Source organism: Candidatus Tisiphia endosymbiont of Temnostethus pusillus (assembly GCF_964264675.1).
In the GTDB taxonomy this organism is placed as follows: Bacteria; Pseudomonadota; Alphaproteobacteria; order Rickettsiales; family Rickettsiaceae; genus Tisiphia.
Window position 1 is genome coordinate 723,319 of the sequence record NZ_OZ183472.1, and the last position, 22,038, is coordinate 745,356.

General features: G+C 32.1%; 19 protein-coding genes. 6 read left to right on the top strand and 13 right to left on the bottom strand.

Annotation, left to right across the window (positions count from 1 at the left end; translation table 11 throughout):
- Nucleotides 1-42: 42 nt before the first annotated feature.
- Nucleotides 43-960 (top strand): Rpn family recombination-promoting nuclease/putative transposase, encoded by a 918-nt coding sequence (locus ACFEL2_RS03550; RefSeq protein ID WP_375332257.1) that lies wholly within the window; start codon nt 43-45, stop codon nt 958-960.
- Here ACFEL2_RS03550 and ACFEL2_RS03555 read toward each other — a convergent pair.
- Nucleotides 949-2,676 (bottom strand): aminopeptidase P family protein, encoded by a 1,728-nt coding sequence (locus ACFEL2_RS03555; RefSeq protein ID WP_341752135.1) that lies wholly within the window; start codon nt 2,674-2,676, stop codon nt 949-951. The two genes, ACFEL2_RS03550 and ACFEL2_RS03555, sit on opposite strands and share 12 nt — an antisense overlap.
- 24 nt (nt 2,677-2,700) lie before the next feature.
- Nucleotides 2,701-3,369 (bottom strand): helix-turn-helix domain-containing protein, encoded by a 669-nt coding sequence (locus ACFEL2_RS03560; protein WP_375332258.1) that lies wholly within the window; start codon nt 3,367-3,369, stop codon nt 2,701-2,703.
- A 385-nt stretch (nt 3,370-3,754) separates the two neighbouring features.
- Between ACFEL2_RS03560 and ACFEL2_RS03565 the strand changes: the two genes are divergently transcribed.
- Complete coding sequence (locus ACFEL2_RS03565) at nt 3,755-3,946, top strand: hypothetical protein (RefSeq protein WP_375332259.1); 192 nt, start codon at nt 3,755-3,757, stop codon at nt 3,944-3,946.
- Between the two features lie 74 nt (nt 3,947-4,020).
- On the opposite strand, the gene ACFEL2_RS03570 is transcribed toward ACFEL2_RS03565, so the two are convergent.
- From ACFEL2_RS03570 to ACFEL2_RS03600, 7 genes are all read right to left on the bottom strand, one after another.
- Complete coding sequence (locus tag ACFEL2_RS03570) at nt 4,021-4,956, bottom strand: lipid A biosynthesis lauroyl acyltransferase (protein ID WP_375332260.1); 936 nt, start codon at nt 4,954-4,956, stop codon at nt 4,021-4,023.
- Nucleotides 4,940-5,902 carry a tetraacyldisaccharide 4'-kinase gene (gene lpxK, locus ACFEL2_RS03575; protein WP_341752132.1) on the bottom strand — a complete coding sequence of 321 codons (963 nt, stop codon included), beginning with the start codon at nt 5,900-5,902 and terminating at the stop codon, nt 4,940-4,942. Before lpxK ends, ACFEL2_RS03570 begins: the two co-directional genes overlap by 17 nt.
- Nucleotides 5,903-5,906: 4 nt before the next feature.
- Nucleotides 5,907-6,224, bottom strand: a complete 318-nt coding sequence (locus ACFEL2_RS03580) for a DMT family transporter (protein ID WP_341752131.1) — start codon at nt 6,222-6,224, stop codon at nt 5,907-5,909.
- 4 nt (nt 6,225-6,228) lie between these two features.
- Nucleotides 6,229-7,248 carry an RP853 family protein gene (locus tag ACFEL2_RS03585; protein ID WP_341752130.1) on the bottom strand — a complete coding sequence of 340 codons (1,020 nt, stop codon included), beginning with the start codon at nt 7,246-7,248 and terminating at the stop codon, nt 6,229-6,231.
- 14 nt (nt 7,249-7,262) lie between these two features.
- Nucleotides 7,263-8,753 (bottom strand): hypothetical protein, encoded by a 1,491-nt coding sequence (locus ACFEL2_RS03590; RefSeq protein WP_375332261.1) that lies wholly within the window; start codon nt 8,751-8,753, stop codon nt 7,263-7,265.
- 66 nt (nt 8,754-8,819) lie between these two features.
- Nucleotides 8,820-9,461 carry a hypothetical protein gene (locus ACFEL2_RS03595; RefSeq protein WP_341752128.1) on the bottom strand — a complete coding sequence of 214 codons (642 nt, stop codon included), beginning with the start codon at nt 9,459-9,461 and terminating at the stop codon, nt 8,820-8,822.
- A 3-nt stretch (nt 9,462-9,464) separates the two neighbouring features.
- A complete protein-coding gene (locus ACFEL2_RS03600) occupies nt 9,465-11,036 on the bottom strand; it encodes a hypothetical protein (RefSeq protein ID WP_375332262.1) in 1,572 nt (523 codons plus the stop codon).
- Nucleotides 11,037-11,451: 415 nt separating this feature from the next.
- Here ACFEL2_RS03600 and ACFEL2_RS03605 point away from each other — a divergent pair, with 415 nt between their 5' ends.
- The 4 genes from ACFEL2_RS03605 (at nt 11,452) to pal (ending at nt 17,113) form a co-directional block, all read left to right on the top strand.
- Nucleotides 11,452-12,150: a hypothetical protein gene (locus ACFEL2_RS03605; RefSeq protein WP_375332263.1), complete on the top strand. Its 699-nt coding sequence runs from the start codon at nt 11,452-11,454 to the stop codon at nt 12,148-12,150.
- Between the two features lie 315 nt (nt 12,151-12,465).
- Entirely contained in the window at nt 12,466-13,665 is a 1,200-nt protein-coding gene (locus ACFEL2_RS03610) for a pyridoxal phosphate-dependent aminotransferase (RefSeq protein WP_375332264.1), read from the top strand.
- 19 nt (nt 13,666-13,684) lie between these two features.
- Nucleotides 13,685-16,468 carry an alanine--tRNA ligase gene (gene alaS, locus ACFEL2_RS03615; protein ID WP_375332265.1) on the top strand — a complete coding sequence of 928 codons (2,784 nt, stop codon included), beginning with the start codon at nt 13,685-13,687 and terminating at the stop codon, nt 16,466-16,468.
- Nucleotides 16,469-16,648: 180 nt separating this feature from the next.
- Nucleotides 16,649-17,113: a peptidoglycan-associated lipoprotein Pal gene (gene pal, locus ACFEL2_RS03620; RefSeq protein ID WP_375332266.1), complete on the top strand. Its 465-nt coding sequence runs from the start codon at nt 16,649-16,651 to the stop codon at nt 17,111-17,113.
- Between the two features lie 355 nt (nt 17,114-17,468).
- Here pal and ACFEL2_RS03625 read toward each other — a convergent pair whose 3' ends face one another.
- The 4 genes from ACFEL2_RS03625 to ACFEL2_RS03640 form a co-directional block, all read right to left on the bottom strand.
- Nucleotides 17,469-18,566: a glycoside hydrolase family 3 N-terminal domain-containing protein gene (locus ACFEL2_RS03625; RefSeq protein ID WP_375332267.1), complete on the bottom strand. Its 1,098-nt coding sequence runs from the start codon at nt 18,564-18,566 to the stop codon at nt 17,469-17,471.
- A 63-nt stretch (nt 18,567-18,629) separates the two neighbouring features.
- On the bottom strand, nt 18,630-20,120 hold the full coding sequence (locus ACFEL2_RS03630; RefSeq protein ID WP_341755082.1) for a replicative DNA helicase: 1,491 nt from the start codon (nt 20,118-20,120) through the stop codon (nt 18,630-18,632).
- Between the two features lie 9 nt (nt 20,121-20,129).
- On the bottom strand, nt 20,130-21,059 hold the full coding sequence (trxB, locus tag ACFEL2_RS03635) for a thioredoxin-disulfide reductase (RefSeq protein ID WP_341755081.1): 930 nt from the start codon (nt 21,057-21,059) through the stop codon (nt 20,130-20,132).
- A 14-nt stretch (nt 21,060-21,073) separates the two neighbouring features.
- Nucleotides 21,074-21,952 (bottom strand): alpha/beta fold hydrolase, encoded by an 879-nt coding sequence (locus ACFEL2_RS03640; RefSeq protein ID WP_341755080.1) that lies wholly within the window; start codon nt 21,950-21,952, stop codon nt 21,074-21,076.
- Nucleotides 21,953-22,038: the final 86 nt, after the last annotated feature.

The window sequence follows — 22,038 nt, forward strand, 5'->3', positions numbered from 1 at the left end:
CTATACTACCAATGAGTATCATATATATTTAAGTTATTTATTATGGCTATTTCCCGTTTTCTTGATCCAAAAAATGATTTTTGCTTTAAGCAAATCTTTGGTACAGAGAAAAATAAAGATATATTAATTCACTTCCTTAATGATATTTTGGGATATCAGGGAAAAGATCAAATTATTGAGGTTAGTTTTCTTAAAACCATACAAGACCCTGCTATTGCAGCATATCGGCAATCTATAGTAGATGTTTTGTGTAAAGACCAAAATGGCACGCAAGTAATTGTTGAAATGCAGGTTGGCGAACATAAGGGATTTGAGAAAAGAGCTCAATTTTATGCGGCTAAAGCCTATTCACAGCAAATACTTAAAGAAGATGAAAATCATAAAAAATTAGCAGTATATGCTAAGCTTAAAGGAGTGATATTTTTGGCTATTGCTGATTTTATCATGTTTCCTGACAAGAAAGATTGGAAATCAACCCATAGATTGTTAGATTCCAAAAGTTATGAGCATGATCTTAAGGATTTTTACTTCATCTTTGCTGAACTAAAAAAATTCCATAAAACCATTGATCAGTTAGAGAATATTGAAGAAAAATGGATGTATTTCTTTAAACATGCCCATCATAGTACTTTAGTAGAAATGGAGCATTTAATTGGTCACGATATTATCATTAAAAGAGCTTTCCAAGCAATAGATCAAGCCTCTTGGACGGAAGAAGAGTTAAATACCTATGATCATATAACCAAAACTCAACTAGATAATCTAGCAGTAGAGCAGTTCAAAATCGAACAAGCTGAAAAAGCTGCTGAAACTAGAGGTGAAGCTAGAGGCGAGGCTAGAGGCGAAAAGAAAAAAGCTATAGATATAGCTAAAATTTTACTTAAAGAAAATATGACGTCTGAGTATATAGCCAAGATTACCGGTTTGAGTATTGAGGAAATCAACAAGCTAGAAAAGTAATTGATTACTTAACCATTTCTGTCCTCTAATTGAAAGTAGAGGATAAACTTGTTGTTTAATTTTTTGATAGTATTGTTTTATATAATTTATCTCATCTGCGTTTAGTATTCTGCGATCTATTAAATCTTTTGCATAAGGAACAAGGGTGAGAGTATCAAACTCTAGATAATTTTCATCCTGTGAAGCATTTTTGACATACATCAGATTTTCTATTCTAATACCAAATTCGTTTGTTTTATAATAACCTGGCTCGTTGGATACAATCATACTAGGTTCTAGAATAATGTTACTGCGTAAACTAATATTTTGTGGTCCTTCATGAACACTTAAGAAGCTACCAACACCATGACCTGTACCATGTGGGTAATCTTGTCCATCTCTCCATAAAAACTGCCTAGCTAGCACATCTAAATTACCTCCAGTAATAAGATTAACTGGAAACTTAATCATCGACAAAGCAATATGCCCCTTAAGAACTTGAGTGTAACGTAATTTTTGTTCTTTGTTAGGATACCCACCTATAGCAAAAGTCCTAGTTACATCAGTAGTACAACCGTTATATTGACCACCAGAATCAATTAATAATATGCCTTTACCTAAGATTTTCTTTGCCCCTGTGCTTGTTGCTCGGTAATGAATTATAGCACTATTTTCCTTAAAGCCACATATAGTCGGGAAGCTATCCATAACATATTGATCTTGCTTAAATCTAAACTCTGTTAATATTGCTCCTAAATCATATTCAGTTTGATCTTGCAAATTTGGTAGTTCGAATAAATATGCAAAGAATTCGCATAGTGCCACCGCATCCTTAATATGGGAATTAATTGCATGGTTAATTTCAATATCGTTTTTACGGGCTTTAGCTAATTGACAAGGATCATTTATTTTTTCTATTATCTTAGTGCTTAGCAAATCTATGATATAATTGGAAGTGAAGTTTTCGTCAATTAGGACTTTATTAGCTTGACTCAATATATCAGCAAATTGTGCAGAAGGTAAGATAGTTACATGAGGACGAGCAAGTATAATATCTTGGTCCACCCTATTTGGATTAGTAAATAAATATAGTTGGTCCTTAGTGATTAGGACTATAGCAAGCATCAATGGTGAATATGGAATATCACTTGCTCTGAGATTTAATAACCAGCATATTGAATCTGCTGCAGTAACAATCATGGTATCTGCAGAATATTTAGTGAGTAGATTACGACACATGGTAATTTTATCACTATACGATTGACCAGCAAACTTATCATCATAAATATATATTTTTGATGATGGCTCAGCTGGTCTATTACGCCAAATTTGATCTACTAAATTATTAGATACTTTATGTAAACGAGGCTTTATTTTAGAAAATATTTTTAACTTAACATTAGTGAAAAGTTTCGCATCATATCCTAATATACCATCATTACCTAAATAATCATCCCAAGGAAAATAGGGTAAATCTTTAATATCAAAAATCTCAAAAATTTTTGGATCTAGTTCACGCTTACTTTGTTCTAGATAACGACCATCTGTGAAAAATATAACATTATTTTTGCAGATCACCACAATACCATTTGACCCACTAAAGTTAGTCATATATTGCAGTCGTTTAGCACTTTCATGAACATACTCGCTAAGATATTGATCATTAGACGGTACTATATAGGCATCTATTTTATACTTAGCGAAAAGACCCCTAATATTGCTAATACGTTCTTGCATTAAATTATCATCGAAAGAGATTTATTACCCTCTACTCCTATTAGGCGATTTCTTAATTAAAGAACTCACATGGCTGGGAGCAACATTATCTGTGGTCAGAGCTTTAGGTGATATATCACCCATAGATTTCCCAATCAGTTGAGCGGCTTTTAGAACTTCAGGACTTAAGTTTTTTAAGCTGTTATCTAATGGTTTTGCTAGCTGTTGCTCTTTTTCAAGCTGCGAAGTTCTACCTACCATTACATCAGTAGAGCAGTCCAAATGATCAGCAAGAGCTATAACTGCTCCAGTACTTAGCATTTTTTGTTTATTATCATCTTCTCTTAAAAAAGCTCGAAAGCCGTCTGGACTACCACTAACTTCCAGTCCTAATTCGTATTGAGTCATTTGCTTTTTATTCATCTTGTCGGTGATAAAACTCTTCAAATTATCACTTAATTCTTCTAGAGATAGTTGAGCATATTGTTGCTTTTCGCTAGAGACAAATTTCTGTCTGCCGAACATTTCATCCATAGAGCAGTCCAAATAATTTGCAAGTTTGATTATGTTTTTTATTTCAGGACGTCGATTACTCAACATCCCTCTCATAGTAGTTATAGGAATGCCCGCAAGTCCAGCAAGATCACTAGCCTTCAGTTGTTTTTCTTCCATTTTATTCCGAAGGAATTCTTTTAGATTTTCAAACCAGCCCATTGTAAATATTTTTTTATAAAATTGATCCGTGAAAAACGGTTTTTTCTTGACAACAAAAAATTGTCACAGTAAAGTTGTTTATCTTACTAAATGAACCAAGGAATTATTTAGTAAGATAAACTTTAAAAACTAAAACTATTCAGTACATAAATTCAACTACTACAAATATAGGTAAGTTGAATAAAAACGAAATAATACTAAATTGTTAGTTAAGCACAAAACCTCAATCATAAAAGGAAATGCCTTATGAATATATACAATATTTGCTCAGTAATCAAATTTATTCTTGCTTATTTAGCAACTTTCTTTTTAAAAATGCAACCTCAACTACCCTATCTAATAATGAATAGGAATATTTTACCTACAATCATAGTAAGAGGGTTTTATGCAAAATGATTTTAATGATAAAGATCTAAAACAACTATATAGCAAGATTATGACTATATCAGGTTACATAGTTGCCATGAGATCAGAGTGTATAAGAGAAGCTAAAAAAACTGAAGATGCTCTAAAAATCCTAATCAAGCGTACATATGACATTAGAGGTGGGCTTTGGATATGTTTGATTACTATATAGTTTTTAGCCATACTTTTTTTGCAAAAAAACTTTTAGCCAGTACTTATTAAATTTACATTTTCGGCTACATGTTATTATTTGCAGATTTTGTCATTTGGGGCATAGTTATTCTTCTTCCATCTATTATGAAACCAAAACCATTGGCCTGGATTTTCTTTAACCCAATTACCTAAAATTTGGTTAATGGTAAACATTATATTATAACAATCTGTTTTACTATTATTAGTTTTTTGTAATTGTATTGGTGGATGGATAATAGCTTTAAAATAACTGTTATTACTATTAGTGCGAACCACTTGTAATGGTATAATCGGGTAGCCGAATTGTAAGGCAATTTTAGCAATTGCGTGAGCAGTCATGGCCGGTCGGTCTAAAAATGGTACTTCAATGCCATTATTCATTTTTTGATCTACAAGCATGCCAATTGCGTATCCTGATTTGATTGCAGATAGGAGATCTCTTGCACCCTTTTCTCCTTTTGGAATTAGCTTTATATCACTAGTTTTACGCCTATCATTAATCAGCTTATCAATATAAGGATTATTTAATTTACGATAGATAATAGCAAATTTAGGATAAAATTTATTTATAATTTTAAGTGCAAAATCCCAATTAGCAAAATGCCCCGTAAATAATAAGAAAGGTTGCTGTGATTTCTGAAATTCTATTATATTATCAAGTCCGATTATTTCTACCCTTCTAGATAATTCTTCCTCTGACATATTATTAACATATGGAAATTCTCCTATAAAACTGCTAAAATTATCCCATACTTGATCAATGGTTACTTGAGTCTCCATGCTTAGACCATTTGTCTGATTCTTGCCAAAAATATTTTGAATATTTTCTTTTGCAATTTTATTGACTGGCAATAGAGGACCTATTTTCCTTGCTATATACCGACAAATTTGTACAGATTTGTCGATACCAAATGTTCCTAATATCTTTAGTACTATTAAAACGAAAAAATACTCAAGCAAATACTTAATATTTTTAAAGAATTTTTTCATATATTAAATCTGCTAATAATTTTTGATTATTTAGTAATAAATGTACATCACAACATATTACTGACAAGTCAGTATCACATATTTTTACGTAATCTTTTCTAGTTGTGATTAGAAGAGAATTAGATTTTTCTGATTGTTCTTTTAAATAGTCTAAATCTTCTTCACGATATTGATGATGGTCCGGAAAAATTTTATTACCTACTAACTGCAATCCATAATTTTCTAATGTAGAAAAAAACCGTTTAGGATTACCTATACCACTAAAGGCAAAATATCTCTTTGTTTTATCTATGTCTATAGTTGGAACTATTTGGGCTTGAAAAAAGGGAAGCTCTCTATATAAGAAAGAAGGAGCAACATTACTCGAACCGACAAGAATAACTATATCCGTTTTTTCAATAGCTTGTTTAGGATACTCACGCAAAGGACCGGCTGGAATTAACAATTCGTTGCCAAATAACCTGTCAGCATCAACTGACAGAATAACAATATCCTTATAAAAATTAGGATTCTGCATTGCATCATCTACTATAATCACCTTTGGCTTAATTCTCTGTATAAAAGGCAGTATATATTGAATTTTTTTACTAGCTATGACTTTACCATATTTTAATAGCATTACTGCTTCATCTCCGACATCTAGTGCTGTATGATGTGGTTCAACTAACAACGCCGTTTGCAGTTTACTGCCATAACCTTTAGTAATAATTATAAAATCAATATTAATAGCCTTCAACATTTTCGCAAGGAAGATCACTATTTGAGTTTTACCAGTACCTCCAATGCTTATATTACCGACACAAATTACTTTACAAGGAAATATTATAGGGCGTGCAATTATTTTTCTTAAATAACTAGCAAAAAGATATAACCAACTTAGTGGTAATAATAAATATGCTATAATGTTCTTGGTGTGCCAAAATTTAGGATAAATAAGCCTGATCATAAGTTTAAGACAACTTAAGCCCTATCATAGAAATTATCATAGTCGTAATAAAGAAAACTCGCATGGCAGAGTATGGCTCGTTAAAACACACCATCCCTGCTATTACTGTTCCTACAGCTCCGATACCAGTCCATATAAGATAAGCAGTACCAAGAGGAAGCTTATCTAGAGTTTTACTTAGACAAACAAAACTCAATATAGAAAAAATAATAAAAGCTATAATGGGTTTTACTTTGGTAAAACCCTCTGACAACTTCAGCGATATAGAGAAACCTACCTCAAATAATCCTGCAAATATAAGGAGAATCCAAGTTACTAGCATATTGTTACCTTTGTTTAATTTGTCCTGAAGATTTGCTATTTTTGTTATTTTGTAAAGACTTTTTACTAGGTAAGTTAACCGATACCTGATCTTTTATTATATTTAATTTGTTAGATTTTAGATTGACTACCGACTTTATTTGACTATCTAATTTTTGCATGGATACATTATGCTCTACTACTCGCTGTTGAGACAAGAATTCCTTATTATTTTTCCATAAATTAGTTTTTAGAGCGGTAATTTTTCCTTCTTGCACACTCATGGATTTATCCTGACTCAGAATTACCCCGCCAATTTTTTCGCCGATTTTGGGAGCATATTCTATTGCTAGAATAGAAGCTGGTACTACCATAAAAGCAAATGTGGCACCAGCTGTTGCAACACTGATAGCCCCAACTGCTAGAACAGAAATAGCAGTTATAATTTTACTAGTTGCTTGTTTAAATATTTCAATTTTCTTATTATGTTTTACTGCAACATTTACTATTCTATTAATTTCTAATCTAGCATTAGTGCTGACTTCCTTTGGGTTTTGATATTTTTTTACCGCATGCATTACCGTTGTACAAAATATTTCTGGTTCAAGCTGTATAAAATTTGTTAATTCATAACTATTCCTTGCTGCCAGTAAATCTTTTAACACTTGTTTTATTACTTTTCTCTCTTCAGAATTTGCCTTACCAAAATTTGTACTTATTAGTGTATCAATTATTATATCTTCTGATTTGTTTAGAATATTATCTCCATCTTGATATTCATCAGGAGAGATTGCTACCGAAAATAACATTAAAACTGTTGAAAAACTATCATCCGTAATAACTTTCTGACCGAGAAAAATTCTTAATTTACCAATACAATTACTTATATGGACATCAATCTCAGGTGTTGATTTAAGTCTAATTTCGTAATCAATAGCTATTATATTAGCAAGTGTTAAACATGCATGTTTTGTTATATTATTAAATAACTCTTCACTTATTCTTTTTTTACATATAGAAATGTTTATACTGCTAAAGATGTTCATTAGTCTTTGGCTCTTTATTTTTTAACATGAGAGTGTTTTTTTACAAATGAAGCTATCGTATCCTCAAAAGAAATAAATTTTTTATTTAGCAAGTCAATTTGCTTAGTTTTTTCGTCTTCTGTTAAGAAAGAATATTTAATACTATTAGACACTATTTCTTTTAGCTTATCATAAGATGGTTTATAGCGAGTGACAAATTTTAAATATTCATCTGTTAAATTATTACGTGACACCCCTGGATCATCAGTAGAAATTGCAATTGGTACTCCATACCGCATATAAAGTCTCACTGGATGATCATCACCTTGTACTCCTAGTAACGCTTCATTACTAGTCAAATTAATTTCTACAAGTATATTTTTGTTTAATAATGTACTTATTAATTGGTAGGGGTTAGATTCGTGCATAATATCGACACCATGTCCTATACGGTTTGCCTCTGCCACATTAACCGCATCATTAATATGATAACTCAATTCTTCAGGAGTAACTTGACCTAAAGTAAGCTCTCCCGCGTGCAGCGACAATTTTACATTAGGAAATCTTTGTTTTAAGAAACGAAACATTTTCATATGCAACTTATAATCACGTAAAGCAATAGGATGAGCCTCATTACCAACAATGTTAACTCCAACAAATTTGCTATTATTTTTGACCATTAAAAACGCTGAATATAATCCAGAAAATATCAGCGATGGGTTGTTGAAACGTACTACATATGGTTGAAATCGCATACTAAAATCATCATCATCAATATCTTGGGAGTTAGATACGATTTCACGTAAATTTTGCGCGATTTCATTTTGTATAATGCTATCTTTATCTAAAACATCAACAGCCTGACTTAAAACACTATTGATAGTGGCATCATCTGTATTACTTGTTAGTTGATTAACCTTATCAAGTGCAGGATTGTCACTAATTGGGGCTAAGAACAATATAGTTTCAATATATTGGATATTTTCTGATTTAGCTCTTACCTTTAATAAGGTCAAACTACTTTTGACATCAACTGCTTCTATTGGACCTACATATCCAAAAACATTAAAGAAATGTTTTAATCCATCTTCTTGAGTACAGTTATGATCGTAAAAGAATCTACCATATGACCAGCGACTTAAAAGAGCGGTATATAGATCATAATTATCTTGGAGAGCAGTAATACTAAGGCATGTTTTATTTAGTTTATTTGGTTTATTTTTTTGTGCGTGATAGCTATTTTTATCTATACAAAAACCAGCCTTATTAATTATATCTAAATAATTTTCGGCATATATAGCTCCACTAAAATGATGATGAAGCTCCCCTCCTTTGGGTAATAAACTTAAAAACATATTAAGCTCTGCCATATCGTTACTGGATATCAAATTATGGTAATATTGACTAGTAGCGATATAATCTTTTGTTTCTTTTGATGAGGAGTTACTAGCCATCGTCACTTCTGCAATAAAAATAATATTTAAAATAATGATAACTCTTACTAACTTTTTTACAACAATATTCATATACTTCTCTAAGATTTGTTAATAATTTTGTTATAAACAATATACGATAACTACTTGAGATTACAATTACTTATTTGCCGTTATTTCTCTTATACGCATGTTAAGTTTTGTAAATATCATATCAGGTGTTCTTTCTGTTGATAGTTTATAAACAACCTTAGGTTCTAATACATCTTCTTTCTTTATGTATATAGATAGTACAATAGTATTCTCCGGCATACAAGAGTAGATTTCTCTTATAATTGTCAAGAAAGTTGCAAAATCTTTAGTGGCAAATCTTATGTAAACATCATAATTCTTTATCCTTATAGTATCCTGCTTTGTTCCCACCATTGGGTTAATACCACTTAAGAATTCTTGTTTAATTGATATAGTAATAGGCTCATTTAAGTTGTATTTTTTTGAGAAACTATCAATTGTTGTTATTAACCTTGCTCGTTCTAAACAATTTTGTCTAGCAGAAATAGATAATAGTTTTGAATATCTTGCATAAGTTTCTAGTATTTTATGTTTGGAATTTATTATAGAATACAACTTTAACGTTTCTTGAGCTAGAGATTCTTCTATATTTTGATTCTTGGCAATTGATTCCATATAATCTTTATTAATACTTTGCAGCAACCATAAAATAGTAGAAATACACAGACAACACATAATAAACTTAAAGAATATAACATTTTTTAGATGAACAATAAAATTTTTAAGCATCTCTTATCCTTTTTTCTTAGTAATAATAACCTCAGCAGGTATTACTACTCTATTAGGTAACTCTAATATTTGATCAGTAAATATCGTAAAATTAATATCCATATTGCTAAATATTTTACTAAAATTTGCAATTTCTTGTTTTAAGAGCTGAGTAGCATCTTCAACTAGTATATCACTAACGATAAATTTTAATAATATCTCGATTTTTATATACTGATTAGATGATAATAACGTATTATCTAGATCCGACCTTTGCCATTTAATCTCCTCTAGGTGCAGATTAGGTGGTAAAGTTGTTAAAAACTTTTCTAACGGGTCAAATGGCGTTGGTACGGGGATTTGCAATAATGCTTCAAATACGTATAAATCAGCTAAATTAGTGGTATTTTGAATATATGGATAGGCTTGCTTAACATTATAATAATCTTGTTCAGCACTAAAATAGTGTGAATTTAAAAGATCCAATTTTCTGTAATTTGCTACGGTTTTAATTTTGATAGCACATGCAGCAAATATCAATACTATTATTATAGTGATAAATGGTTTGAAAATTAAAGAACTGATAATGTTGAGTTTAGCTATGGATTCTAAATATTTGTTAGAGGCTAGAAAGCTTTTTTGTTCATTAAATAACTTGACAACCATTGCATCTGAAAATTTGCTATTATCACATAATGCACTGCTAGACTTACATATTACTGGATGTTCACCAAAACTGGATTGTTCTAATAACAACTTTAGATTTTGGTCTACTATAAGAATTATACAAACTTTAAGGGTTAAACTATCAATATAGCTTTTACAAGATATCAAACAATCTTCCACTTCTTGTTCAATTATACCTTGAATATATAAGTCTGACTTATCAGCTGGATAATCAAATGTTTGAATTGAGATTATATTACCTTGATGTTTAACAACAAGTTTAATACCGTTTGTACTTAAAATACATACAAAAATTTGTAAATATTCACTATACTTATTATTTTCAACATTTTTTACAATTTTATCTATAATTGGTTTCCATTCCAAAGCTAAAAAATAAATCCCACCAAACTTTTGCCTCTTACTTGCCAAAAGATTCTCAAGTAACTTACTTAAAGGTGGGGTATAAGGAGTAGATACCAGCAAGGTATTCCACACCTCACTATATTTGGTATTGATGTTATAGACATTGTAAGCAACTATATCATCTATAGAAAAATACTCCTCTATAAACTTTTCTACAGGATTGGTTTTTACTATTGAATGTAGTACAGGTACTATATCATGGCGTACTTCACATGCAGAACCGTTTAATAAGAAGAAAACGTAATAGTTTTTGAATTTACCAAAAAATTCTTTATAGGAGTCTAAATTATCTTGGTTTTCAGCAGGAACAAATAAAGTATCCACAACTTTATCGTGTATTAAAGCACAAAGAAATGTACCTTTATCGCCTATTAAAATAATAATATTTCTTTTATATAAAAAATATACAACCAATTTATGTAGTTTTTTTAGTAAAACTTGTAGTTTAGGTAGTTTGGGTATGTTAATCATGTAACTAATACTTAGACTTAAATATTTAAACATAGACTATTATAACAGCAATTATCTTTCCACTAAGCGGATTTAGTATTTTTTTATGATTTATCTATAAAAAATACTAAATCCTATTGAATAATTATAATATTATCCGTTTCAAACGGATAATGGCTATGTGAATGATATTAGGTGCAAAACCTTAAATTACTATTATTTTAAAATAAATTTTTGTTTTTGTAATATTTTGTTGAACATTCTTAAATAATAAATATACTCTCCTTGAGTTAGGTTATTATAACGAATTATAAAGGACGATAACCTAATAAAATTCTAATGATCTTAATAATTGAAAAATGAGCATACAAAATATAGATACAGCTATATTAGGTAAGAATAGTATATTTTGTAGTATTACAAAATCAATTATTAGTAATATGTTGAACTAATTGAGGATTATATTATTATGTCTAAACAACAAAATTATTGGTTTACAAAACAGGATGTAGATAATGCTTTGGTGATACTTACAGCTGTGCAAGCAAAAAACATTAAAGCTATATACACAATAATAGGTTTACCTAGTGCAATACAAGAGAAACTTACTGGTAAAGCTAGTATAGACGCTGAAAAGATATTGACTACACAATTCCCAAAGTTAAAAAAGAGTTATGCTAAAGATGAAAAAGAAATACCACATATAGACCCAAAGTCTCAAAAACTCAAACTAAACGAATTATGCACAAAATTAGCTACAAAAAAACAAGAATTAGAACAAGTAAAAAAATGTCTAGATTTGATTCATGCCATTAATGATCCAAATGTATCTATTAAACAAATACTTAATATGAGCGACGTATCTTATCGTATAATAGACGAACTGAATTTAGACAATAAGTATACAACTATACCTACAGTTGTAAATGAATTGAATAACTTATTGTCTACATTTGAAAATGATTCTGATTCTGATTATGCATCTGATCTTAGTAGATCAACTAGCGAAGAACAACACACAGTGAAGTATCTAAGTGATAGAATCAATTCTCACCAAAGTGGATCACAGCTACCAAAGCTAGTAATGAATGAACTTAATCTAAAAATGCAAAATTTCCACACAAATGATGACGTTAACGCAGCAGGAGAACATCTTGATATGCATTAAACTATAACCATGGACAGGTTAGTTGCAGTAATGGGATAAAATCAATGTCATTCCCGCTTACACGGTAATGACATCTTTTCTTCTCTTCATAATGTTTAAACTACCATGGCGGTTATATACTAAAAAAGTTGTTATTGCAGTAGACACCACACCCCAAATTCTCTATAATACTGCTATCTTCAAGAATTTTACAATATTAAGAGCCTAAATTATACCCCAAATTTGAGATTGCTAAGTTTTAATAACTCTTGATTTGCAAGTATGTAGAGTCAGTATAATCAATTGAAGAGGTGAATTTAATAAAGAGAGTTTAGTATGAATAAATTGTTGAATATAATTCACCCCCATCCTTCTAAAGACATATCAGATAAAATTGGGGGCAAGGAGAGTTATATCAATATGACAGTAGGCAATCCAAATTTCAACCTTCCTGAAAAACTTTTGAATAGTTTAAAGGCTACAATAGAAAGCAATGATAGTACCCTTAATAAATATGCAGATTCAAGAGGATTTTACCCTTTACGTACCGCTATTGCAGAAAGATACAAGATAAAATACAACATTAAGCTGCAACCAAATAACCAAATACTTGTTACTAACGGTTGTGCTGAAGCTATTTGGTTAACAATCTTTACTGCAACTAACATAGGAGATGAGGTAATAATTCCTGATCCATGTTATATGCTTTATGAACCTATTGTTATTTCATTAGGACGTTTACCTGTAAGAAGTGTTACTTCACATCTTAATAGATTTGAATTAGATGTTGACGATATTTTAAAGTGCATAACTCCTAAAACCAAATTAATCATCATTAATACTCCGTGTAATCCAACGGGTACAGTTTATACTTTAGAAACATTAAAAAAATTGTACCAAATTATAGTAGAAAAAGATATTTATCTTATGCAAGATGAAGTTTTTGATGATTTTATCTTTACAGGACAATCTCATATACCAATAATTAAATTTTGTGATAACATGCATAATTTAATTATTGTAAACAGCTTTTCAAAAAGACTAGGCATTACTGGTTGGAGAGTAGGATGGCTAGTTGCATCAGAGAAGTTTACTGCACAAGCACTAAAGGCTCATACTTATAATTGTTTGGCTGTCAACACATTGATACAAACAGCACTAGCTGAGGTAATGAATGATCAAGAGGTCATAAATACGACCAAAAGTAATGTATCACTGTTAGAGAAAAAACTAACTCGCTTTTTCTCTTCACTGCAAGAAATTGATGGTTTTGAGCTTGATAAAGCTCCAAATTCAGGTATGTATTTATTTCCTAACATTAGTACCTTATACAAAAAAATCCCTAATAGCTATCAGAATAATTCTGTAAGTGAATCTGTTGCTAATTTTATTTTAGATAAAACTCGTGTTGCGGTTGTCCCTGGGACAGCCTTTGGTAAAGCCGGAGAGAATCATATAAGAATATCTATAACTGGCTCAGAAGAAAGTTTATTGGAAGCCATAGAAAGGCTTAATACGCAATTACAGTATGTCTAATTTTTAAGGATTATTACTAATGACTAAACTTACCACTGAAGAAATTAGAAGTAAATTTATAAGTTATTTTGTTGCAAATAATCATATACACGTTCCAGCTAGTTCCCTAATTCCTCATAATGATCCTAGTTTAATGTTTGTTAATTCCGGGATGGTACAATTTAAAAATGTTTTTACCGGTCAGGAAACTAGAAACTATCAAAGAGCCACTACTAGTCAGAAATCACTACGGGCTGGTGGTAAGCATAATGATCTTGAAAATGTTGGTTATACTGCACGACATCATACGTTCTTTGAAATGTTAGGTAATTTTTCTTTTGGTGATTATTTTAAAGAACAAGCAATATATTACGCGTGGAATCTCTTAACCAAGGAATTTGCTATCGCCAAAGAAAAATTATATGTAACTGTTTATCATACTGATGAAGAAGCAGCAAGCTATTGGAAAAAGATTGCTAATTTAAGTGATGACCGAATTATTAAAATAGCAACCAATGATAATTTTTGGTCAATGGGAGATACCGGACCTTGTGGACCATGTTCAGAAATTTTCTATGATCATGGAGAGAAGATACCAGGTGGCTTACCTGGTACAAAAGATCAAGATGGCGATCGCTATATTGAGATTTGGAATATGGTCTTTATGCAATTTGAACAATTGGATAGCAATACTAGGATTGCCTTACCTAAACAATCCGTTGATACCGGCATGGGACTAGAACGTATTAGTGCTGTATTGCAAAATGTATATGATAATTATGACATAGATTTATTTAAGGAAATAATTGCTTATACGGAAAGTATAGTAAAAGTTAAAGTAGAAGGGGAAGCAAAATTTTCTTACCGGGTTATTGCTGATCATTTACGAGCTTGTGCCTTTCTAATTAGTGATGGTGTCATGCCGTCAAATGAAGGCAGAGGATATGTACTTAGGCGTATTATGCGTCGAAGTATGAGGCATGCCCATATACTTGGTAGCAGTGAACCTTTAATGTACCGATTGCTAGCAAAATTAGTAGATCTTATGGGTGCAACTTATCCTGAACTAAAGAGGGCTGAGGCTTTTACCCGTAGTATCTTGGAACAGGAAGAATTAAGATTTAAAGCAACTCTTGAACGAGGTCTTAAGCTGCTTGACGATGAAACACAGCATCTTAGTAAAAATTCAGAACTTTCAGGAGAGATAGCCTTTAAATTATATGATACATATGGTTTTCCTCTCGATTTAACTGAAGACATATTAAAAGGTAAACAGATATCAGTTGATCTTGATAGCTTTAATAATAAGATGCAAGAGCAAAAAGAAAGGGCAAGAAAAGCTTGGTTAGGTTCAAATGAGTCACAAATTGACCAAATATGGTTTGATATTAAAGGCGAATTTGGTAGTACTGAATTTTTTGGTTACTCTTTGGATAAGGCAGAAGGTAAGATATTAGCGCTAATTAAAGATAATAAGTTAGTCAACAATATAGAAACTAGCGAAGAGCAATTTATTCTAATTAGTAATCAAACTCCTTTTTATGGAGAATCTGGTGGACAGATGGGAGATATAGGTTATATCAAATCTACCAACAGTAAAATTAGAGTAGTAGATACTGTAAAATATCTTGGTTCAATAATTGCTCATATATGCATTTTGCAGGAAGGAACTAGCATCAAGGTTGGAGATAGTGCTGATTTTGCTATTGATGTCAAATATCGTAATAATTTAAGAATTCATCATTCTGCGACTCACATATTACATGCGGTATTACATCAAGTGCTGGGTAAACACGTAACGCAGAAAGGATCGCTCGTAGCATATGATCGTTTACGTTTTGATATTAGCCATATGGCAGCATTGACGACAGAAGAAATTATTTTGATAGAAGATAAAGTAAATCAGATTATTACGGATAATTCGAAAGTTACCACAACATTAATGTCAACAGATGAAGCTATTAAGGCAGGGGCTATGGCTTTATTTGGTGAAAAATATGATTCTGAAGTAAGGGTGGTAGCAATGGGCAATCCGCTTGAATTAAATTCGCTTGAGTTATGTGGTGGCACGCATGTTAATAGAACTGGTGATATTGGGATGTTTAAAATTACTAGCGATAGTAGCGTTGCAGCTGGCGTTCGAAGGATAGAAGCTGTTTGCGGTGAATTTGTCTTAAAATTAATCAGGCAGAATGATACGGTAATTGAAAACATATCTTCAACCTTAAAAATAGGTAAGAATGAAATTATTGATAAAGTTAATAGTCTAATTGCTAGTAAAAAACAATTAGAAGATAAGTTAGTAGACCTTCAGGTTTCGATGCTTGACTTGAATATTGAGCAGATTGCCAAAGAATCAGTCAGTATATCGGATATATACTCAAATGATTTGAAGAATTGGAACGTAAAACAAGGGGAGAGCGAGCGGAGCGTACAGTTAGTACGTGAGCACGCGAATGCCCCGAAGTTTTGCGAAGCCAATTCTTCAAAGCAGAAGAGTATACAATTTATTTATAAGATAGTAAAGAATATAGATAGTAAAATATTACGCTTATCTGCTCAGCGAATAGCTGATAAGTCAGATAATTTGGTGATTGTATATATAGGTATGCCTGATTTGCAGGGTAAATTATCTATTACTATTGCGGTTAGTAAGAAAATCACTAATAAAATTCATGCCGGTAACCTAGCTAAAGAGATTTCTATATTCCTTGGTGGTAGTGGCGGTGGTGGTCAGGCTAATATAGCCCAAGCAGGTGGCACAGATGTAAGTAAAATAGAGAAATTACCAGATATGATAAGGGAGTTGTTATCTAAGTTCTGAATTATTAAACGTCGGCTATATACGATATTTTTACCACATTTATCCAAGAGTTTAATGCTAAAACTATTTTAGGCTTTTAAGTAACAGTATGATAATATATAATACACAGGTAGGATGTTTAACAATTTTTTCTGTTAAGCAAATATAATCAATAGCTTTATTTAAATTAAGGAGTTTGTTATGCTAATACAAAAAACTGCAATAGCTTTTTTAGCACTATTTGTGCTTTCTGGGTGTGGTGCTAAAAAGAAACCGACAGAAGCGGAGGTGACTCCTAGTGTCGAGGAAAGTTCTTTAGCTGCTGATTTCGAAAGAAATGTTGGTGATAGGATATTTTTTGCTTTCAATAAATCAGATATTTCAAGTAAATCAAAAGAACAGCTAAATAAACAAGCCGTTTGGTTAAAAAAACATTGTTGTACTAAAGCTACTATTGAAGGACATTGTGATGAAAGAGGCACAAGAGAGTATAACTTAGCACTTGGTGAAAGAAGAGCAGAAGCTGTACGAAAATACTTGATTGGTCTAGGAATTGATAATAACAGACTTGATACTATCTCTTACGGTAAAGAGAAACCAGCTGTTATGGGTTGTGACGAAGCAGCTTGGGCACAGAACCGTAGAGCTGTAACTGTTATAAAATAAAGTATCCTACTATTTGCTCTTTTCAAGAGTTGTAAAAACAACTCTTGAAAGTTAAAAAATCGTCATTGCGAAGCACCGTTAGGTGCTGTGGCAATCTTCATGAAGTAAGGTCTCCTTCACAAGATTGCCCCGTCGCCGCTTTGCGGCTTCTCGCAATGACATTTATGCATTAGACCTCTTTCGAAACTCGCTTGTGCGCAAGGGATTTGAAGGAGACGCTTCACCTCGAACCGCAGCGTACTCTAATTCCGTTACGGATTCGAGTACCGCATCATTGTCAAAATCACCAGCAAAAGTAGAGTTTCGAAAGAAGTCTATTTTAAAAAACAAACTTTTCTATCATTAGTTGGGACTTTTAAACTGCCCTGCAAACAGCAGTCATTTCTTGTATATCACCACTACAATGTAATACTAAGTCACAACCAGCTACAATAGTTTGTCTAGCAACTTCAACTATACTTGTAACAAATTCTGCCTTCAGTTTTGGGAATTCTTCTACTAAATATTTTTTTAGTCCGGTTTGGTCGGATTTGTCTTTAATAATTCCGTATTCAATAAATTTTTCTAAATCTTGATTACTTATCGTAGTCGTAGAATCCTGCTTTTCAAAAATCGTCAGAGGTTTTTTAACTATTGAGTATTTAGCTCCAATTTCACCATGCAGAGCAAGCATACAAATATCATCTGAAACTAACATACCTTTAAAACCAATGTCATTTCTAATGAACTTTATAGCAGTGGGCGATAAAGTTACTGGTAGATTGGTATCTAAAGCCTCAAATACAATGTGAGCTGTCATAGCCCATCCTGCCTTAGCATTTTTAGATAGTTGTCTAAACACTTCAAAATCTGTATTATTTAATTCAGCAAGCGAACTGGTAACACGCGGCAACTTATAATGACTATCACACGTAGCTCGACCATGCCCTGGTATATGCTTAATAATGGCAATGCCTCCCTGCTCTTCTATCGCCTCTATTGTTTTTGCACATAAGCCAACTACTTTTACTACAGAATCTCCAAAGCTACGATCTCCAATAGCATTATCAGTATAAGGGTAACGCAAATCAGCAACTGGACAACATGGCGAGTCTATTCTATATTCTTTTAAACTCTTCATCAGGCTTGAATAATTTGCAAAAACTTTTAAATATGCATTCTCTGCACCTTCTTGATCATATATTCTACCGAAATCACCAGCAGGGGGATATTCTATATCTATGATAGGTGGCTTCAACCTTGCAACCCTGCCTCCCTCCTGATCGACAAAAATCAATATATTATAGTCATATAAGTCTCTTAAATCTTGTACTAACTTTAGTAACTGTTCTCGATCCACAATATTTCTTTTAAAGAGAATAAAGCCATATATTGAATTTTTTGATAATAATTCCTTTTCTTGCACAGTCAAACTAGTACCAGCAATACCAAATATTAAAGGTTTCTTGAACATATTATTATCCCTATAATGCGAATTCGGGATAAGAATTAACTAATTCTTATCCCGAATGGGGGTCTATAGTGTTTTCTGTAAATTACTAAATTTCGAATACTGACCATCATAGTGAAGTTTTACGCTACCAACACGACCATTACGATGTTTTGCTATTATAATATCGGCAATATTATATACTTGATTTAAATTACTCAACCATTCTGCGTGTTTTTCTGCATATTTTGCATCACTCGAAGAAGGCTCTTTACGAGTTAGATAATATTCTTCTCGATAAATAAACATCACTATATCCGCATCTTGTTCAATAGACCCAGATTCTCGTAAGTCAGATAACATTGGTCTCTTATCTTCTCTAAGTTCTACAGCTCTAGATAATTGTGATAAAGCAATTACTGGAATATTTAATTCTTTTGCTATAGCTTTTAATCCTTGAGTAATTTCCGAAATTTCATTTACTCTATTATCAGATTTATTTATCCCTCTAATTAACTGCAGATAATCTACAAATAATATACCAAGGTTATGTTTACGCTTCATTTTTCTTGCCCTAGTGCGAATAGCCGCAATGGATAAAGCTGGCGTATCATCAATAAAAAATGGTAGGTCAAGAGCTATAATTTCTCTACGTAATCGATTATAATTTTCTTCTGTCACATGACCAGACCGTAAGGCTGAAGAGTCAATGTTAGTATGCATGGAAAGAATACGAGTAGCAAGCTGCTCAGATGACATTTCAAGAGAGAAAAAACCTACTGACTTATCTTTTTCTTGTTCCTTATTTTTTAACTTCATAGAATTACAAGCATTTATCGCAAGATTTATGGCAAAAGCTGTTTTCCCCATTGATGGACGTGCAGCAATGACAACTAAATCTGAGTTATGAAAACCTGATAATTCCCTATCTAAATCAATTAATCCTGTAGAAATACCTATTACATGATTAGAATTCTTCATAGCTCTGTCAATATTGGCAAGGGACTCCGAGAGAGACACAGCAATTTTAACAAAACTCTTGTCATTAATTCCTTCACTAGCAAGATTATAAAGCTTACCCTCTGCATGCTCTATTTGTTGACTTGCATCATATTCTAAAGAGGAGTCATAAGCATTATTAACTACCTCCTCCCCTATCTGAATTAAATTACGCCTTACTGCCAAATCATAGATTATTTTTCCATAATCAAGGGGATTAATTACCATCATTGACAGAGTAGCTAGCTTATTTAGATAGTCACTGCCACCTAATTGCTGAAATAATTCGTCTCGTTCTAACATGCTTCTAAGCGTTACCGGAGTAGCAATTAAGCCTTTTTCGGTAATAACTTCAATAGCATTATAAATCTTTTGATGTATCGGCTCAAAAAAATGATCTGGTCTTAGGAATTCTGAGACAGTATTTAAGTAATCATGGTTGACTAAAATTGCTCCTATTAACATTTGCTCGGCCTGAACATTTGCTGGCAAAGTTCGAGCAACAGGCAAAACTATACTTGTCTCACTTGATCCACTTGACTTATCTATTTTATCACTCTCTTTTTTACTACGAGACATAATTTTAATTTAATGATTTAAAAACTTTTCTACTTCTAAAGCTGCCATACATCCTGTACCAGCAGCGGTAACTGCTTGTCTAAAAATTTTATCTTGTACATCTCCAGCAGCGAAAACACCTTTAATACTGGTTTCCGTTGAATTTGGTTTAGTAATAATATAATTATCACTATCTATATCTAGTTGTCCTTTGAACAAACCAGTATTCGGCATATGACCAATTGCTACGAATATACCAGTACAATTAATTGAACTAAGCTCACCTGTTTGAGTGTTTTCAAGCTTGGCTGAATTAACCGATTTAGGATTATCAGTACCAATGACCTCAATCAGTCTATGATTCCAAATGACCGATATTTTGGGATTTCTAAATAATCTCTCTTGTAAAATCTTCTCGGCTCTAAAACTATCCCGACGATGAACAATAGTCACCTGACGTGCATGATTAGTTAAATATAATGCCTCTTCAACAGCACTATTCCCCCCACCAATAACTAATACATCCTGATTCTTGAAAAAAAAACCATCACAAGTAGCACAAGCTGAGACACCATATCCTTTGAATTGTGCTTCGGAAGGAATATTCAGCCACCTTGCTTCTGCACCGGTACATATTATAACGCTGTCCGCCCTAATTATACCAGACGAGGTGGTTACCACTAAGGGTTTTTTTGAAAAATCAACCTTTTCTACATAATCATAGATAATTTCTGCACCAACATTTTTTGCCTGTTGCGTCATTTGTTCCATTAACCATGGACCTTGAATAGGCTCTGCAAAACCTGGATAATTTTCAACATCTGTAGTAATAGTTAGCTGCCCACCTGGCTGCATACCATGCAATAATATTGGTTTTAGTGCTGCCCTAGCTGTATAGATTGCTGCACTCAGTCCAGCAGGACCTGACCCTATAATAAGTACTTTAGTAGAACGATTCATAACAACCTAAATTTTTATATTTTCAAAGCATTTACCCAAGATTTTATATAACTAATCTGATCATCGGTCATTAATGAAGGTACATGACCAGCATAATCAACAACGAACAAATCAAAATCTTTGGTTTCTTTCATCTTCTCAATAGTAGATTGTTGCAAAATTTCTGATTTAGCCCCGTGGATAACCAACAATTTACAAACAATCTTATTCCATATAGTCCATATATCAACATTTTTTGGCTTATTTGCATTAGCATTCATACCTTGTACTATGGCAGGATCATAATTCATTTTATATTTTCCATCTTGGATTTTTATAAAACTATATTTGGTAAGATGATCCCAATCTTCCTCACTACTAATACCGAATTGGCTATATATTAGCTTTAAATGTTGCTTGGCACTAACTAAATCAACAAATGAGGGAGTTTGACCTGCATATTGACCAATTTTAACTAGAGGAGATGCTGGAATAAAAGGTCCTACATCATTTATAATCATTGCTTTGATAAGTTCCTTATATTTACTAGCTAGCACATAACCAATTATTCCACCCATGGAAGTACCAAGCCAAATACAGTTGTTAATACCTAATTTTTTTAAAAAAAGCACCGTATCTTTTACATATACTTGATAATTATAATGCTTTTTCGTTTTAAAAACATCACTATCCCCACGTCCTGGATAATCTATAGCAATTACTCGAAAATTATCACTTAATACCATAGCGATTTTATCAAAATCATGAGCATTCCTAGTTAAACCATGGGTACAAATTATTACATTTTCATTATTAGGGTCACCAAACTCAAGATAAGCTATTTTATGAGCTGGAATATATTGTGAGCCTAACCAATTAATATAAGGTCCAACTTGGATAAATTTTTGTATCATTTTTTTATATCATTAGTGCTATAGCTAACCTGACTAGCATTACACCAAATTCACAGACGCTATTAGCGACGAAGCAATCTATAATT

Bases quoted from the DNA above. Each gene is read 5' to 3' on its own strand.
- ACFEL2_RS03640 (WP_341755080.1), bottom strand. From the start codon at position 21,952: ATGATACAAAAATTTATCCAAGTTGGACCTTATATTAATTGGTTAGGC.
- ACFEL2_RS03595 (WP_341752128.1), bottom strand. From the start codon at position 9,461: ATGCTTAAAAATTTTATTGTTCATCTAAAAAATGTTATATTCTTTAAG.
- ACFEL2_RS03565 (WP_375332259.1), top strand. From the start codon at position 3,755: ATGCAAAATGATTTTAATGATAAAGATCTAAAACAACTATATAGCAAG.
- ACFEL2_RS03610 (WP_375332264.1), top strand. From the start codon at position 12,466: ATGAATAAATTGTTGAATATAATTCACCCCCATCCTTCTAAAGACATA.
- trxB (WP_341755081.1), bottom strand. From the start codon at position 21,059: ATGAATCGTTCTACTAAAGTACTTATTATAGGGTCAGGTCCTGCTGGA.
- ACFEL2_RS03600 (WP_375332262.1), bottom strand. From the start codon at position 11,036: ATGTTTAAATATTTAAGTCTAAGTATTAGTTACATGATTAACATACCC.
- pal (WP_375332266.1), top strand. From the start codon at position 16,649: ATGCTAATACAAAAAACTGCAATAGCTTTTTTAGCACTATTTGTGCTT.
- ACFEL2_RS03570 (WP_375332260.1), bottom strand. From the start codon at position 4,956: ATGAAAAAATTCTTTAAAAATATTAAGTATTTGCTTGAGTATTTTTTC.
- ACFEL2_RS03605 (WP_375332263.1), top strand. From the start codon at position 11,452: ATGTCTAAACAACAAAATTATTGGTTTACAAAACAGGATGTAGATAAT.
- ACFEL2_RS03550 (WP_375332257.1), top strand. From the start codon at position 43: ATGGCTATTTCCCGTTTTCTTGATCCAAAAAATGATTTTTGCTTTAAG.
- ACFEL2_RS03560 (WP_375332258.1), bottom strand. From the start codon at position 3,369: ATGGGCTGGTTTGAAAATCTAAAAGAATTCCTTCGGAATAAAATGGAA.
- ACFEL2_RS03625 (WP_375332267.1), bottom strand. From the start codon at position 18,566: ATGTTCAAGAAACCTTTAATATTTGGTATTGCTGGTACTAGTTTGACT.
- ACFEL2_RS03585 (WP_341752130.1), bottom strand. From the start codon at position 7,248: ATGAACATCTTTAGCAGTATAAACATTTCTATATGTAAAAAAAGAATA.
- alaS (WP_375332265.1), top strand. From the start codon at position 13,685: ATGACTAAACTTACCACTGAAGAAATTAGAAGTAAATTTATAAGTTAT.
- ACFEL2_RS03580 (WP_341752131.1), bottom strand. From the start codon at position 6,224: ATGCTAGTAACTTGGATTCTCCTTATATTTGCAGGATTATTTGAGGTA.
- lpxK (WP_341752132.1), bottom strand. From the start codon at position 5,902: ATGATCAGGCTTATTTATCCTAAATTTTGGCACACCAAGAACATTATA.
- ACFEL2_RS03590 (WP_375332261.1), bottom strand. From the start codon at position 8,753: ATGAATATTGTTGTAAAAAAGTTAGTAAGAGTTATCATTATTTTAAAT.
- ACFEL2_RS03630 (WP_341755082.1), bottom strand. From the start codon at position 20,120: ATGTCTCGTAGTAAAAAAGAGAGTGATAAAATAGATAAGTCAAGTGGA.
- ACFEL2_RS03555 (WP_341752135.1), bottom strand. From the start codon at position 2,676: ATGCAAGAACGTATTAGCAATATTAGGGGTCTTTTCGCTAAGTATAAA.